This is a genomic window from Streptomyces sp. W16 (assembly GCF_033194735.1).
Lineage (GTDB): Bacteria > Actinomycetota > Actinomycetes > Streptomycetales > Streptomycetaceae > Streptomyces.
In genome coordinates this window covers 1-14,410 of record NZ_JAWOAI010000002.1, presented here as the reverse complement: position 1 = coordinate 14,410, position 14,410 = coordinate 1, and the positions used below count along the sequence as shown (strand labels likewise).

13 protein-coding genes and 2 pseudogenes are annotated in these 14,410 nt (G+C 67.4%); 8 read left to right on the top strand and 7 right to left on the bottom strand.

Features of this window, described 5'->3' with window-relative positions; genetic code table 11:
• The first annotated feature begins 5 nt into the window (after positions 1-5).
• The gene (locus R6V09_RS00400; RefSeq protein WP_317879267.1) at positions 6-1,190 is read left to right on the top strand and encodes a UDP-N-acetylglucosamine--N-acetylmuramyl-(pentapeptide) pyrophosphoryl-undecaprenol N-acetylglucosamine transferase; all 1,185 of its coding nucleotides are present in this window, start codon (positions 6-8) and stop codon (positions 1,188-1,190) included.
• Here R6V09_RS00400 and R6V09_RS00395 read toward each other — a convergent pair.
• Positions 1,171-1,692: an NUDIX hydrolase gene (locus R6V09_RS00395; RefSeq protein WP_317879266.1), complete on the bottom strand. Its 522-nt coding sequence runs from the start codon at positions 1,690-1,692 to the stop codon at positions 1,171-1,173. The genes R6V09_RS00400 and R6V09_RS00395 overlap by 20 nt on opposite strands.
• 161 nt (positions 1,693-1,853) lie before the next feature.
• Here R6V09_RS00395 and manB point away from each other — a divergent pair, with 161 nt between their 5' ends.
• Together manB and R6V09_RS00385 are read left to right on the top strand one after the other, a co-directional pair.
• Positions 1,854-3,278: a phosphomannomutase/phosphoglucomutase gene (manB, locus tag R6V09_RS00390; RefSeq protein ID WP_317879265.1), complete on the top strand. Its 1,425-nt coding sequence runs from the start codon at positions 1,854-1,856 to the stop codon at positions 3,276-3,278.
• Positions 3,279-3,310: 32 nt separating this feature from the next.
• Complete coding sequence (locus R6V09_RS00385; protein WP_317879264.1) at positions 3,311-3,859, top strand: class I SAM-dependent methyltransferase; 549 nt, start codon at positions 3,311-3,313, stop codon at positions 3,857-3,859.
• Here R6V09_RS00385 and R6V09_RS00380 read toward each other — a convergent pair.
• The 4 genes and pseudogenes from R6V09_RS00380 to R6V09_RS00365 all read right to left on the bottom strand — a co-directional run bounded on the left by R6V09_RS00380 (position 3,832) and on the right by R6V09_RS00365 (position 6,812).
• Positions 3,832-4,026 carry a hypothetical protein gene (locus tag R6V09_RS00380; protein ID WP_317879263.1) on the bottom strand — a complete coding sequence of 65 codons (195 nt, stop codon included), beginning with the start codon at positions 4,024-4,026 and terminating at the stop codon, positions 3,832-3,834. The two genes, R6V09_RS00385 and R6V09_RS00380, sit on opposite strands and share 28 nt — an antisense overlap.
• A 320-nt stretch (positions 4,027-4,346) precedes the next feature.
• A pseudogene (locus R6V09_RS00375) lies at positions 4,347-4,540 on the bottom strand (phosphatase); the annotation flags it as partial.
• Between the two features lie 369 nt (positions 4,541-4,909).
• The gene (locus tag R6V09_RS00370; RefSeq protein ID WP_317879262.1) at positions 4,910-5,680 is read right to left on the bottom strand and encodes a transposase; all 771 of its coding nucleotides are present in this window, start codon (positions 5,678-5,680) and stop codon (positions 4,910-4,912) included.
• Between the two features lie 205 nt (positions 5,681-5,885).
• On the bottom strand, positions 5,886-6,812 hold the full coding sequence (locus tag R6V09_RS00365) for a phage baseplate protein (RefSeq protein ID WP_019067335.1): 927 nt from the start codon (positions 6,810-6,812) through the stop codon (positions 5,886-5,888).
• A gap of 683 nt (positions 6,813-7,495) precedes the next feature.
• Here R6V09_RS00365 and R6V09_RS00360 point away from each other — a divergent pair.
• From R6V09_RS00360 to R6V09_RS00340, 5 genes are read left to right on the top strand one after another with little or no spacing between them, the layout of a single operon-like run.
• Positions 7,496-7,801, top strand: coding sequence for a transposase (locus tag R6V09_RS00360; protein ID WP_317879261.1), 306 nt, complete (start codon positions 7,496-7,498; stop codon positions 7,799-7,801).
• Entirely contained in the window at positions 7,737-8,807 is a 1,071-nt protein-coding gene (locus R6V09_RS00355) for a tyrosine-type recombinase/integrase (protein WP_317879260.1), read from the top strand. Before R6V09_RS00360 ends, R6V09_RS00355 begins: the two co-directional genes overlap by 65 nt.
• A 41-nt stretch (positions 8,808-8,848) precedes the next feature.
• The gene (locus tag R6V09_RS00350; protein WP_317879259.1) at positions 8,849-11,179 is read left to right on the top strand and encodes a tyrosine-type recombinase/integrase; all 2,331 of its coding nucleotides are present in this window, start codon (positions 8,849-8,851) and stop codon (positions 11,177-11,179) included.
• Positions 11,176-11,757 carry a hypothetical protein gene (locus tag R6V09_RS00345; protein WP_317879258.1) on the top strand — a complete coding sequence of 194 codons (582 nt, stop codon included), beginning with the start codon at positions 11,176-11,178 and terminating at the stop codon, positions 11,755-11,757. Before R6V09_RS00350 ends, R6V09_RS00345 begins: the two co-directional genes overlap by 4 nt.
• A gap of 3 nt (positions 11,758-11,760) precedes the next feature.
• Positions 11,761-12,441 (top strand): IS5 family transposase, encoded by a 681-nt coding sequence (locus R6V09_RS00340; protein ID WP_317879319.1) that lies wholly within the window; start codon positions 11,761-11,763, stop codon positions 12,439-12,441.
• Here R6V09_RS00340 and R6V09_RS00335 read toward each other — a convergent pair.
• Complete coding sequence (locus R6V09_RS00335) at positions 12,359-12,925, bottom strand: hypothetical protein (protein WP_317879257.1); 567 nt, start codon at positions 12,923-12,925, stop codon at positions 12,359-12,361. The genes R6V09_RS00340 and R6V09_RS00335 overlap by 83 nt on opposite strands.
• A gap of 998 nt (positions 12,926-13,923) precedes the next feature.
• Positions 13,924-14,410: pseudogene (locus tag R6V09_RS00330) on the bottom strand (DUF5926 family protein); the annotation flags it as partial.

Here is a 14,410-nt window from a genome sequence, read left to right as displayed (position 1 = left end):
CAACCATGACCTCACCTCGCACCCTCAACCTGGCCGTCACCGGCGGCGGCACCGGCGGCCACACCTACCCCGCCCTCACCACCATCACGACCCTCCGAGAACGCCTCGCCCAACAGGGCATCACGCTGAACGTCACCTGGTACGGCGACGCCCAGGGCCTCGAAGCCCGCATCTGCCAGACACACGGCATCACCTTCCGCCCGATCGCGACCGGCAAGGTCCGCCGCTCCCTCAAACCGGCAGCCGTCCTGCGCACCCTCACCGACATGGCCCGCGTCCCCTACGGCATCCTCCAAGCCGCCACATCGCTCGCCCGCCACCGCCCCGACGTCGTCCTGTCCACCGGCGGATACGTCGCCGTCCCCGTCGGACTCGGCGCCGCCCTCACCCGCCGCCCCCTGGTCATGCACGAACAGATCACCGCCGTGGGCCTGGCCAACCGCGTCCTGGCCCGCGTCGCGACGGCCGTCGCCCTCAGCCACGACTCCTCCCGCAACGCCCTGCCCCAACGCGCCCGCCGACGAGCCCAGACCACCGGAAACCCCGTGCGCTACGCGCTGCTGCACGGCGACGCAGGCAAAGCCCGAGCCGCCTACGGCCTCGACCCGGCCCTGCCGTTGATCTACGTGACCGGCGGCGCCCAGGGCAGCGCCCAGATCAACTCCCTCATCACCGACATCCTCCCCACGCTGCTGCCGTCCTGCCAGGTCCTGCACCAGTGCGGCCCCGACCACCATCAGCGGATGCTCGGCCACGCCGCCGACCTCGACCTCCACCTGGGCCACCGCTACCGGCCCGTGCCCTACATCGACGGCGAGTTGGCAGACGTCTTCGCCGCGGCCGACCTGGTCGTCTCCCGGGCAGGCGCCGGCACCCTCGCGGAGCTGACCGCCATCGGCAAGCCCTCCGTCCTCATCCCGCTGGAGCCCACGGCCGCCGACGAACAGCGCCGCAACGCCGAGTACCTCGCCGAACACGGCGCAGCCATCGCGATCACCAGGCCGGACGTCACCGCACAACGCCTCGGCGAGAGCCTCCAACGCCTGATCGAAGACGCCCCTCAGCGCGCGGACATGGCGGCCAAAGCCCGTACGCTCGGGCACCCCGACGCCGCCGACGCGCTCGCGGACCTGGTCATCGCGCACGCCCGGCCCCACCGGAAGGGCGGAACTAGGGGACGAGCCCGGTGACCTGCTCCGGGGTGGGATGCCCGTGCTCCAGGTAGACCGGGACACCGGACTTCTTCGCCGCCAGCGCCTCCTGAAGCCGACGGGCATCCGGAGGCGCCAGCCGGGCCACCGCCTCACCCGGGTCCAGGAACGCCCACCCGCGCAGCTCATCGTCCGGCGTCCGGAACCGCTCCTTGGTCTCCTCGTCGACCACACCACCGTCGAAGACGAAGACCAGCTCCTCGAAGAAGCGCCCGTCCTTCATCACCCAGTCCGAGACCAGCATCCGGCCCACAGGCAAAGCGACGCCCAGTTCCTCGGCGACCTCGCGGGCGGCAGCCCGCTGCGGGGTGTCCTGCTGCGCGCGCTCCATCCCGCCGCCCGGGAACAGCCACCGGTCCTTGTGGTAGGTGGGGTGCACCAGCAGGACCTTCTCGTCACGGTCCATGATCAGTACGCCCGAGGCCATCGGCCAGGTGTCGCGCGTGTACCCCTTGGACACCTCAGCGGTGTTCGTCGTCATACGGCTTGTCCCTCGTGCATCCCCAGAAGACGGCAGAAACAGCCATCATGCCGGGGCTCCCCACCCCCACGCAGAGCACCCGCCGTGTTGTTACCAACGCCCCAGCCCGCCGCCCCGCACAGGGAACCCATCCCACCGGGACAGACCTGAAGAAGGGGATCATGCACCGCTGCCACCCGATCAAGGCGTACGACATCCGCGGCCACGTTGACGACGTCACGCCGGAACTCGCCCGCGCCGTCGGCGAGGCATTCGCCTCCCTCACCGGGGCCACGACGATCGTCGTCGCCCACGACATGCGCCCCACCTCACCCGCCCTGGCCAACGCCTTCACCGACGGCGTCACCACGACCGGCACGGATGTCATCCCCCTCGGTCTGGCCAGCACCGACCAGCTCTACTTCGCCTCCGGCACCCTGGATCTGCCCGCAGCGATGATCACCGCGAGCCACAACCCCGCCTCGGACAACGGCATCAAACTGGTGGGCCCGGGGGCCAGCCCGATCGCCCGGGACACCGGACTGGAGGACATACACACCTACCTCCATACCGGACAGCTGCCACACCAGCCACATTCCCGCCAGGCACCTGCCTCCGCAGGACGCCTGCACCCCGCAGACCTCCACGACGCGTACACCCACTACGTGCGCGGCCTGGTCGACCTTGACGGCATCCGCCCCCTGAAGGTCGTCATCGACGCGGGCAACGGCATGGCGGGCCACGTCCTCCCTGACCTCCTGGAGGACCTGCCCCTTGCCGTCGTCCCCCTGTACTTCGAACTCGACGGCACCTTCCCCCACCATGACGCCGACCCCATGAACCCCGCCAACCTCACCGACCTCCAGGCCGCTGTCGTCGCCAACGGAGCCGACCTCGGGATCGCCTTCGACGGCGACGCCGACCGCTGCTTCATCCTCGACGAACACGGCGCTCCCGTACCGCCGTGCGCGCTGCTTGCCTGGTTGGCTGAGCGTCTCCTCGCTCGCAGACCGGGCGCCACGGTCGTCCACGACCTGCTCACCTCCGCCGGCACCATCGAAGCCATCACGGAAGCGGGCGGCACCCCGGTCCGATCTCGTGTGGGGCACGCCTTCGTGAAGCTCGCGATGGAGGCCCACGGCGCCGCCCTCGGCGGGGAAGCGTCTGGCCACTACTACTTCGGCCACTTCTGGCACGCCGACTCCGGAGCCCTGGCAGCCCTGCATGTTCTGGACGTCCTTGGCCACAGCGACCAGACCGTGTCACACGCAACCGCCCCCTACCGGCGCTACGCCTCCTCCGGAGAGGTCAACCGGCGGGTGAGAGACGCCCCAGCGGTACTCAAGGCAGTCGAGAAGGCCTTCGAAGGACGCGGATTCATCGACCGCCTTGACGGCCTGTCGGTCTCCCTTGGGAGCGGCCGCTGGTTCAACCTCCGCCCCTCCAACGTCGAACCCGTCGTCCGCCTGACTGCCGAAGCACCCACCGATCAGGCGATGGACGAACTCCGCAACGATGTCCTCGAAGTCATTGCCAGTGCGGATGAGCGGGCGCCGTACGTCCCGGGGCTCACGGAGCCGACAGAGACGGGAGACGTTGCACAATGAGGCCCGAGGATGTTGGAAGTCACAACTATGGGATGCGGCAGAATCCGAGGTCACGCATCGAGGACAACTCCCCGGAATCCATGAATCGTCAGGCGTGGACGATCTACGGCCAGTTCCAGCTGGACCGGGGATTCCGGACTCCGGATCCCGACCGGATCCACTGGGGTACACCCGGTGATGCGGGGCCGGGCACCGGTGTGCTCGGCGACATTGGAGGCAAGCGGCTGCTCGACCTCGGCTGCGGGGGCGGCCACTACGCCGCCCACCTCGCACGTGACCACCGCGCTGTCGTCGACGCCATCGACGTCGCGCCCACCCAGCACGAGCGTGCCCTCCTCCAGTACGCCGACGTCCCCAGGGTCCGCTTCCTGCTCGGGGACGCCGTCGACCACCTGCACCGCTGCGAGCCGTACGACCTGGTGTACTCGGTCCACGGCCTCGGTTACCTCCACCCACACCACACCACAGCCTGCCCGCCCTGCACCGCGGCCTGTGCCCCGGCGGACGGCTCGTCTTCTCCGTCCTCCACACCGACCTTCACCGCCGGCCGCCCTCAAGCAGCCTCGAACCGCGACAACTGACGGTCCAGCTCAAGGGGCTTGAGCCGCAGGACGTGCACCTGTGGGTTCTCTCTCCCCAGCTGTGGGAGGACGTACTCGCCGACCACGCCTTCACCGTGGAGGCGATTGACCTTCTCCACCGTCAGGGCGACGACCCGGTCGTCGATCAGCTCATTCAAGCCCGCCACGCCTGAACACCCTCGGTACCCTGGACATCGGGCTCGACGGCACCTTCCCCTAGCCGTGACTGTTGGTTCAACGTCCGCCCCTCCGACGCCGACCCCGCTGTCCGCCTGACTGCCGAAGCGCCCACCGATCACGCCATGGGTGAGCTCCGTGACGAAATCCTCGAAGTCATTGCCGGGGCAGATGAGTGGGCGCCCTACGTCCCGAGGCTCGCCGACTAGCGTGACGCCATTGGACAGTTCGGCCAGGTAAGCACTGCCAGCGTCCTGCCGCACGAAGCCCAGTCAGTGCAAGGGGATCGGAGAGGCATCCGAGCGTGGTGAGCGGGCGCGACAGTGTGTGCGGGCGAGGGAACCGTTGAATCGATTCCAGCCACTTTCGGAGGGCGAGGGGCGTTCATGGCGTCCGGCTTTCCGACCAGTGCGTATGGCTCAAAAGCATCGCAAAACCTATGTCATCCAGCGTCGCTGGCAGTGTCTCCACAGGTACATGGACTCGTGAGGAGATGTTCAGCATTGTCCTGCTGGGATTCCCGGTGTCCATGGGTTTCGTGGGGGTGTATCCCCTTGCGGGTTGGCAAAGGTGGCTTAAAACTGCATCAGGGGACGGTCCGTTGCGGTCGACTGGGCTTGCTCGACGGAGCGTCACAGCGGTTGTGATGGGTACGTTCCCCATAAGTGCGTTGTGGCTAACCGGATTTCGTTCGAGGTGTGTGAACCGCCCCGGTTCGAATGGAGACTCGATTTCGTGAAAGGATCGAGTCATGGCACGACCTTCCCGTTACCCGCCTGCTGAGCAGTCGACGGCAAGCAGGTTGCCTCTCGCCGTCTAAGCGTTGTCCCGTAAATGATCTAGGACGGGTTTGTTGACCTGCCTGCTTCTGCATCAGCCGACGAGGGTGAGGTTGTGCAGGCGGGCGATGCCGAGCATGGCGTGGTGGACGCCGTCGCCCTTGAGTCGGCAGTCGCGGAGGATCTTCCAGGTCTTCATGCGTGCGAAGGCGTGCTCGACGCGGGCACGGACCTTGCGGTGGGAGGTGTTGTGTTCCTTTTTCCAAGCGGGGAGTTCGGTCTGGCCGGGTTCGCGGCGGTGCGGGATGATCAGGCCGGTGCCCCGGTAACCGCCGTCCGCGATCACCGTGGCGCGGCCGACGGCGTCCTTCGCGCCGGACAACTCCCATGCCTTGCAGTCGTTGCGGTTGCCCGGCAACGGCCGTCCAACTGCTACGACCAGCCGGGTATCGGCGTCGATGACGACCTGGTGGTTGGTCGAATACCGGTAGTTCTTCGACTGCTCGGCGACCGTGTGGTCGCGAGTGGGGACGAGGGTGCCGTCAACGATCAGCACGGCGTCACGGCGGAACCGTTTACGTGGCTGCAGTGCCAGCGCCGGGCCCAGGTGATCGACGATCCGGTCGGCCGCGGACTTGGACACCCCGAACAACAGCGCCAGTTGGCGCAGGGTCAGGTTGGTCCGCCAGTACGCGGCGACCAGCAGGACTCGGTCCTCCAGAGGCAGGCTCCACGGCCGGCCCTTGCGGACCGGATCCGCGCTTTCGCGCCGCAACGCGGTGATCAGCTTGCCGAACTGACGCGGACTCAGCCCGGTGAACGGGGCTATCCAAGACGGCTCCGACGCCGTGATCACACCAGACACAGCAAGATCATCTCACCCGTGGCCAGCAGTTACGGGACAACCCTTAGGCAGGCCGGAAAAGCAGAGACCCCCCGCATTCGACCTGCGGGGGGTCTCTGGCTTCTGGGACACAACGGGCCCCTTTCGGCCTGACCGTGACGTACGCGGCCCGTCCCCCAAGGCGAGTGAAAGACGAGCCGCCTACTGTCCTGGCCGGTGGCGCTCGTCAGCTGATGAAGTCGCTCTTGTAGAAGACGCTGGCGTCGAGAAGGTCGTCGGGGCTCGCTGCGGTCTTCGACGAGAAGCCGAAGGCCAGTCGCGGCTGGCCCGAGACCATCCAGGTCGCAATGCCCTGCGGTTCGCGGCCGGGCAGCGACGCCCCGGCGCTCGTCTCGAAGACGTCGTAGACCGAAGCCCCCGAGTCGTTCAGGTCGAGAGTGACAAGGTACGAGGTGTTGTTCGCGCGGCCGTAGGTCAGGTAGGCGTACTCCCCGCAGGAGACGATGCCCTGGAAGTAGTCGGTGTCTTCGAGTCCGGGGATCTCGCCGTTGTTCGGGATCGCCCGTTCTACGAGCCGGTAGCCGTCGCTGAGCCGTCCGGCTACCGCGTCGTCCATGTCGAACACCGCGAGTCGCCAGAGACGCTTGGCGGTCGCGTCCGTCGCGTAACGGATCAGGAGTCGGTTGCTGTACGTGTCGATCGCCGGCCGGGGGAGCTTGACGAAGCTGGAAATCGTCGGGGTGCGGTCGTAGATGGTGACTGCCGGATGGTCCGAGTAGTCAAGGGTCAGCCCGGCGACGAACCGGAAACGGGACAGCTTCTCCCCGGCCCCGTTGTCGTCGGAGTCGGAGCCTTCGATCCAGAGATACGGTTCCGATCCCGACCCTGTCGACTCCACGCCCATCGACGAACCGTGGCCGAATCCGTGCAGCGCCATGATGTCCAGCACGTTCCCCGAGAGATCGGTCTTGGAGATCCACAGATCTCCGTTGTGACCCGTGCTGTCCCCGATCCGGTGCTGCGCGAAGTAGATGTGGCTGTTGACACTGTCGAAGGCGAACGACTGCATGGCCCAGGTCGGCTGGTGCAGCGGTGCCCGCCAGACCGGATTCCCTCCGGCGCCGGACAGCAGGAAATGCTTGGAGGAAGGCACGGACGCCGCCGCCGACCCCGCCGCCCCGAGCGAAAACGCTGAACCCGTCGCCGCAACGGCCGCGATCCCCGCCCCAGTTCGCAGAATTCCACGTCTGCTCGGCTGCTGCCGCTGTTCGCTCTCAGAACTCATACCGCTCACTGCTGCGCTCCCTCTGATTCCTTTGCACGCCACCCGGGGTCCGACCCGTTGCCGCTCCCCGTTTCCACGTTCTCGACGCGCGAGCCGCCCAGCCTGGCAGAGAGGATCACTTCTGACCACCCCAGAACCTTGGCCCTCCCAGGAGAGGGCGAGAGGAGATCACTATCCTGAACAGGCGCTCTCCTACGACGAGTTGGCCCCGCCGGAAGGTGACCTGCGGGACGCGTTCCCCACGAGCCCTGGGCCGCCCTCTACACCTTCACCGCTGAGTGCGTTGTGGCAAAGGGAGTCCCTGTTCGATGTGTGCGGCGCGGGTGATCATTCGGACAGAGGTGCCGGTGGGGTCGCGGGCATGAAGAAACGGGCCTCCCGGTAGTGACGTGGTTGTTGAAGCCCGTCACGGTCAAGGAGACCCGTTGTCCGGACAGTTGACCATTTCCGCTGCGCCCGCGTCCATCACGGCCACTCCGGAGTGTGACTGCTACGTGCACAGGTTCGGTTCGATCGCTCCGGGGCGGCGGGCGCGGTGCTATCCGAGTGACATGACGGACGGGGAATGGGCCGAGGTCCGCTCCGCGATGCCGGTACCGGCCTGGCTGCTCAAACGAGGTGGGCGCCCGGAGGCGCACTGCCACCGCGAGATGCTCGACGCTGTGCGCTACCTCGTCGACAACGGCGTGAAGTGGATGGCCGTCCCGGTCGACTTCCTATTAGTTACGTGGAATCAAGCGCCGCAGGATGCGGCTCGTATCCTGCGGCGTTCCCACGTACTGAGGAGATCTGTTGGGCAGCGCGGTGGTGTTGGAGGAGAAGTGGCCGGTCCTGGGTCGGCATCAGCAGGCGGCTGAGTGGCTGCGGGTATGGACGGATCTAGGACGGGCACCCCGGACGATCGACGCGTACGCACGAGGGCTGGCCGAGTACCTGCTGGTCTGCGAGCGGGACGGGATCAACCCGGTCACGGCGAACAAACTGCAAGTGGCCGCGTTCGTGAAGGAACTGACCACCCGGCCGAGCCGTCGTGGGCCCAATGTCGTCGTGCTGGACTCCGGGGTGGGCCTGGCGAACGCGACGTTGCAGCAGCGCCTGGTGCCGGTGCGGCTGTTCTACGACTACCTCATCGAGGAGGGCCTGCGGGATTCCAACCCGGTCGGCCGCGGCCGGTACACCCCCGGCCGGAAGTTCGGCGGTCACCAGCGGGGACTGGTGCCTCGCCTGAAAAAGCTGCCGTGGATTCCCACCGAACAGCAGTGGCTTGACCTGCTGGAGGTCGTGCGCGACGAGCCCATACGCAACCGCGTCATGCTCGCTTTCGCCTACGATGCGGCCCTGCGGCGCGAGGAACTGTGCTCGCTGCGGACCGATGATCTCGACCCCGCCCACCGGACGCTGCGAGTCCGGGCAGAGACGACGAAGACCCGGCGCGAGCGGATCGTTCCCTACTTGGCCGCCACCGGGGTCCTGCTGTCCGGCTACCTCGCCCACCGGGCCACGATCAGCCGGACCCGCGGGCCGCTGTTCCTGTCGGAGTCGCGCCGCAACTACGGCCAGCCGCTGACCCTTTGGACCTGGTCCAAGGTAATCCGGCGGGTCGCGCTCGCCGCTGACCTGCCCCGCTTCTCCACCCACACCACCCGGCATCTCTGCCTGACGGACCTGGCCCGGATGGGCTGGGAGCTGCACACCATCGCCTCGTTCGCCGGCCATGGCAGCACCGAGTCGACGCTGACCTACATCCATCTGTCCGGCCGGGACCTGGCCGAGAAGCTTAACCGCGGCATGCAGCAGATCCACTCCTGGCGCATCGACATGCTCACCCGGGCCAACTCCACGATGCCGGAGGCCACTTCGTGACCATCCCTGCGCCGAGGGCGACTGCTCGACAGAGCGAGTCCTTGCCCTGGACCTGGCCTATCGACGCCCACTGCTATGACCGGCGAGTCTGGCTCATCGACGCCGAGTCCGCACACCTGCGGACGCTCGGCTTCGACCAGCTTCGCGGCGACCTCATCCGCCTGGACACTTCGGCACTCAAGCCGCTCGCCCGTCTCGTTCGTCCTTTGAACGATGCCCTCGCGGCTCTCCGCTGGCCACCGGAGAGACTTCACCAGCAACGCTTTGCCCGAGATGCGGCCGGGGTGGTCCTCCTGCACTGCCGGGACCTGCACAGACCTTTCTGGTCCTGGTCGGATCAGGACTGGGCGGACCTGATCGGGGCCCGCGGCGGCGACTTCCGCCGCGGCCGGTCTGGGCAGATCGGCGCAAACGCCCGCCCGTTCGTCATCGCGCTCGCCTACCTGCTCGGCGACTTCACCGCATTCAACCGTCTGGGCCCCTTCCAACGCGTGACCTTGGCCCGGCTGGTCTTCGACAGCAACACCGTCGACACCACCATCCAGCAGATCAGCGACGTGCTCGTCGGCTGGGGCTACAGCCGGGATGCCACCCGGCTGACCTCAGTGATCTCTCACCTGCTTCTACTGAACCGCAGCCCGTTCCTGCACGACCTGTCCACCCTGGCCCTGGCCGAGATGAGGGCCGATGCGGGACTGGGCCGCCAGCAGAGCAAGGACTTCCACGGCGTCCACCGCGCGATCGCCGCTCTCGGCTACGTCGACCCGCCCCCGGCGCCCAAACACGGCCCTGGCGGTCCACTGGCGATCGAGGGCACTGCCGACACCTGGGCACACTGGATCGAGCGGTGGTACGCGACGACGACACTCACTCCCAAGACCCGCACCGGTTACCGAAGCGTGCTCGCAAAGGTCGGCCGATGGCTGTCGGCCGAACACCCCGAGATCACCGAACCCGCTCAGTGGACCCGCCAGACCTGCGCGTCCTGGGTCGCCGCGGTCGACCGCATGACCGTCGGGCAGTTCGCGCAGTGGAGCGACGGAATGCGCAAGCGCCTCGGGGAGCCCATCGGCGCCGAGACGAAGTCCGGTTACTTGGGAATGACACGCACGTTCTTCCGCGATCTACAGGAGTGGGAGTGGATTCCACGCCGGTTCGATCCAGCCCACGCCCTGGGCACCCCCAAGGCCATCCGCGCGCTTCTGGGCCCCGACCCCCGGGTGATCGCCGACGACATCTGGGCCAAACTCCTGTGGGCCGGCCTCAATGTCGAACCCGCCGACCTGACCACCACAGACGGCCGATCCCACCCGGTCGAACTGATCCGAGCCATCACGTTGACCTGGCTGTTCGCCGGACAACGCAGTGACGAACTCTCCCGGCTCCGGCTCGGCTGCATCCGCTGGCAGTACGACGGCATGCCCGTCCCCGGCGACTCCGACGAGTCCCTCGCCCGCGAGCCTGTCTGCTTGCTGGATGTTCCCACCCACAAGACGGGCACCTCGTTCACCAAGCCCGTCGATCCGCTACTCGGCCAGGCCGTCGAAGCCTGGCAGGCCGTCCGCCCCGAACAGCCGGCGATGCTGGACCACAAGACCGCAGAGCGTGTGCACTTCCTGTTCGCGCACCGCGCCCGCCGGGTCTCCAAGCACTACATCAACAACACCGTCATCCCGATGCTCTGCCGCAAGGCCGGCGTCCCGACTGCCGACGTCCGCGGCAACATCACCAGCCACCGGGCCCGGTCCACCATCGCCAGCCAGCTCTACAACGCCAAGGAGCCGATGACGCTCTTCGAGCTGCAGGAATGGCTGGGACACCGGACTCCGGACGCCACTCAGCACTACGCGAAGATCACCCCGAACACCCTGGCCAGGGCCTATAACGACGCCGGCTACTTCGCGCGCAACGTCCGCACCATCGAGGTCCTCGTCGACCGCGACGCGGTCGCCTCCGGCGCCGCCGCTGGCGGCGAGCCCTGGCAGTACTTCGACCTCGGTCACGGCTGGTGCACTTACACCTTCTTCGAGCAGTGCCAGCACCGCATGGCCTGCGCACGCTGCGACTTTTACACCCCGAAGGACTCCAGCAAGGGCCAGTTGCTGGAGGCGAAGGAGAACCTGCAGAAGATGCTCGCGAGTATCCCGCTCACCGACGACGAACGCGCCGCGGTCGACGACGGCCAAGCCGCCCTCGACCAACTCCTCGAACGACTCACTGACGTTCCTACCCCTGCCGGGCCGACGCCTCGGCAGATCGGTGTCCCGGCCACCGCCACACTGCTGCCGATCGTTGACATCACCAACCGGCCTACGAAGTCTGCTGAAACATCCGACATCGCAAGCCCGGCAGCAGGAGGATGCCCGACATGACCTACGACTACGACGGCAGCCAGGTCCTCTTCCGGCAGGCCAAAGCCCGTTCCCTCGCGGCGCGTCGCTTCACGAAAGAAGCTGCTGAAGAACGAGAGCGCGGACGCTCTGGAATCGAACGCAAGCAGCGTGAACGCGATGCCGTCATCGTCACCGTTGTTCTGACGCAAGCCGCCGCTGAGGGCTACGCCAACTGGGCACATATCCAAGCCGGAACTTCGGCCAACGGCACCTGGGTCAACCGGTGGGAGACGCTGCCCGCAGCGGCCGAAGCCATCGGCCGCCCTGCGGGATCTCCCCTCAGCGCGGAGCGACGCGACTTCCTCAACCTACTCGGAGCTTGGAGGAACGCCCTTCTGCACGCGGACGCCAGAGCACGAGACCGGCTGCATGACCTGCTGACCAGCACCGGAGCCTTGACTTCGGGGACATCGGAGATTGACCTGCTGACCGCTGACCTCGCGGAGGCGGTGGTCAAGAGGGCCGACGAACTCTTCCGATGGGCCCAGGACCTGACCAGCATCCAAGCCCCGTTCCTCGACCATGCATGGATCGCAGGGGACGAGCTGTTGAGTTGACAGATCAGATTCCACAGAACGTACTGGCGGGCGGTCTACGACTTCTTCCGCCGCTGGCGGACCTACAACTACGTACGGGAACTCTACGAGCGCCTGCGCCGGACGGCGAGGGAGCGCACGGGCCGCAATGCCGAGCCCAGTGCCGGGATCATCGACAGCCAGTCGGTGGACGCCTCCGAGACCGTCGGCGAGGACAGTCGCGGATACGACGGCGGTAAATCACGCGACGGGCGCAAGCGCCACGTCCTGACCGACACCGAGGGCCTGCTCCTGGAGGTCACCGTGACCACCGCGGACGTCCACGACTCCAAGGCCGCCCCTGCGCTGCTGGAGACATTCATGGAGCAGCCGGGCCGGCTGCTGAAACTGCTGTGGGTCGACAGCGCCTACCAGGGTCCGGCGCTGGCGAAGGCGTTCGCCCGCCACGGGGTCCGGGCCGAGGTCGTGCGCCGATCCGACGGGCAGCGCGGATTTGTTGTACTGGCCCGCAGGTGGGTGGTGGAGCGAACGCTGAGCTGGCTCTCCCGCTCACGCCGCGTCAACCGCGACCACGAACGCCGTGCCGATCACCACCAGCAGATGGTGTGGTGGGCCGCCACGATCAGGCTGTCCCGGCGCCTGGCCGGGGACGCTCCGCACTGGCCGGAGAAGCGTCCCGACCGACTGCTGCAGGCGCGGGCGTGAACCGTCCGTCCTTCTCCCGCACCAGCCAGCCCCGCCTCGCCAGCACGTAGGCACGGTGACGGATCTTCTCCACCTCGTTCTTGATCTCCGCCTCCCGGCCCACCGCCCGCGCCAGCTCCGCCCCACTCACCGGCTCCGAAGCGGCCACCACCGCGGCGAACACCTCCCGATACAGGCCGCTGAGCACCTCCTCACCCATGCCCGACCGCCACACCGGCGGCTGCTCGCCGTACCCCGCGCCGGAGCCACTCGATCCCACAGCGGTAACCACCGCACCACCGGACGGCACGGAAACCGGCGAACTCACCGTGCTCTCCTCGGCCAGCACCGACACGAGCTCCTCACGCCCCACCCTGGCCCGCTCAACTCGCTCCCGCGCGGAATCCACCTCCGCCTGAGCCTGCTCCAGGACCTCCGTCCAGGACTCCAGCTCCTGCCTCGCCCGCGCCTCACGCCGTTCCATCAACCCCAGCACCGACGGCATCGCACACTCTCCTCGATCAACAACAAGCCGCCCGCTGCCTGCCCCTACCCCTCCGCGCCCATGCCCCGCACACGAAGAAACCCCTGCTCATCGAACAGGGACTCCCTTTGCCACAACGCACTAAGTGTCAGGGGCTGTTCAGGCGTCGGTCGGCGGAGTCTCTGATGAGTCGACCTCCGATCAATCTTGAATTCCGTAGGTGTTGAAGAGGTACAGCCGGGTGCACGCGGTCGTGGCCCCCACTCGTACGGGTGTGAGCGCGCCCGAGTTATAAAGGCGTCGGGCGAATGTGGAACCGAACCGGGCACCCGCACGTGGTCCGTTATCTTCCGCTGCAGGAACTATCGTCTGCTTGCCGGCTGCCGGCAGCGGGGGTTAGTTCGCTGGTAGCCTGGTGAGCAAATGGCAAGGACCTCCGTCTCGTGTGCCCTGCGGCGGCTACCGCAGGCGAGACGAAGGTCCTCACCGGTGATGTAGCAGGCCCTGGCCGGCGGATCCGCTGTGCGGAACGCTCAGCTGGGGCTTGGTGCTATCGCCAGGGCGCCCAGACCATCACGGCCACAAGCAGTCCCATGGTCTCCAGGACGACGGATGCCCGATCGGCTGTGACGTGTGGTTGCACCTGGCGCCACCGGCCTTTCAGCCAAGCGATCAGCTTCAAGACCGGCTCCTCCCTTCAGACACTGCAGGAAAGCGTCCCGCGCCGCTGGAGTTGCTGAGCACGCCTCCAGCTGGAAGGCATGGGCCAGAACCTCGGCACACTGGACGGTAACAAGAGATCGGCTGTTCGCAAATTCGATCTCGGCTATTCGGACACTGACTTCCCTTTCGCAACGGGGAGTTGTGACAGGACTTACCAATTCCCAAATGCCTTGCCGTGCCGAGTGGTCCATTGGCGCGGCGCGGATTTCTCTGCAAGCTTCAGTCGAAGGTGACCTGACGTTAGGTCAGGCCGCCACGGACGCGGCGCGGTCAGTGGTGGGTTGCTATGGCCCGTAGGCGAGGCGTTCGGCGAACTCGGCGGCCGGTTTCTCGATGTCGTCGGCGCCGAGCCCGCTCGGGAGGTCCCAGACGGGGACGGTGAGACCGTGAGCACGGAAGGACCCCACGAGGCGGGTGCCCTCACCGAGACCGGAGCGGCCGGCGGCGTGCAGCCGGGCGAGAGCGTCCAGAAGCTGCTCCTCCGGGTACGGCATGACCCAGCGCAGGTGGTTCTTGTCCGGCGTCTCGCACCAGTACGCGGCGTCCACGCCCTGGAGTTTCACGGTCGGGATGGCGGCGGCGTTGGCGCGCTCCAGGGAGGCGGTCACCTCGGGCGACGTGTTCTCCGCCTCCGGAACCCAGAATTCGAAGCCCGCGTGCACAACTGGCTTCAACGCGCCTTCCGGGTCGAGCAGTTCCTGCAGTCGCGGACCGTCGGCCGGGGCGCGGCGGGCCTGCACCGGAGTGCCCGGTTCCGCGGCCAGCGCGCGCTGGAGGGTGTCG

What these genes read in the sequence shown, in the direction of transcription:
- R6V09_RS00400 (WP_317879267.1), top strand. Translation starts at nt 6, where the DNA reads ATGACCTCACCTCGCACCCTCAACCTGGCCGTCACCGGCGGCGGCACC.
- R6V09_RS00395 (WP_317879266.1), bottom strand. Translation starts at nt 1,692, where the DNA reads ATGACGACGAACACCGCTGAGGTGTCCAAGGGGTACACGCGCGACACC.
- manB (WP_317879265.1), top strand. Translation starts at nt 1,854, where the DNA reads ATGCACCGCTGCCACCCGATCAAGGCGTACGACATCCGCGGCCACGTT.
- R6V09_RS00385 (WP_317879264.1), top strand. Translation starts at nt 3,311, where the DNA reads ATGCGGCAGAATCCGAGGTCACGCATCGAGGACAACTCCCCGGAATCC.
- R6V09_RS00360 (WP_317879261.1), top strand. Translation starts at nt 7,496, where the DNA reads ATGACGGACGGGGAATGGGCCGAGGTCCGCTCCGCGATGCCGGTACCG.
- R6V09_RS00345 (WP_317879258.1), top strand. Translation starts at nt 11,176, where the DNA reads ATGACCTACGACTACGACGGCAGCCAGGTCCTCTTCCGGCAGGCCAAA.
- R6V09_RS00335 (WP_317879257.1), bottom strand. Translation starts at nt 12,925, where the DNA reads ATGCCGTCGGTGCTGGGGTTGATGGAACGGCGTGAGGCGCGGGCGAGG.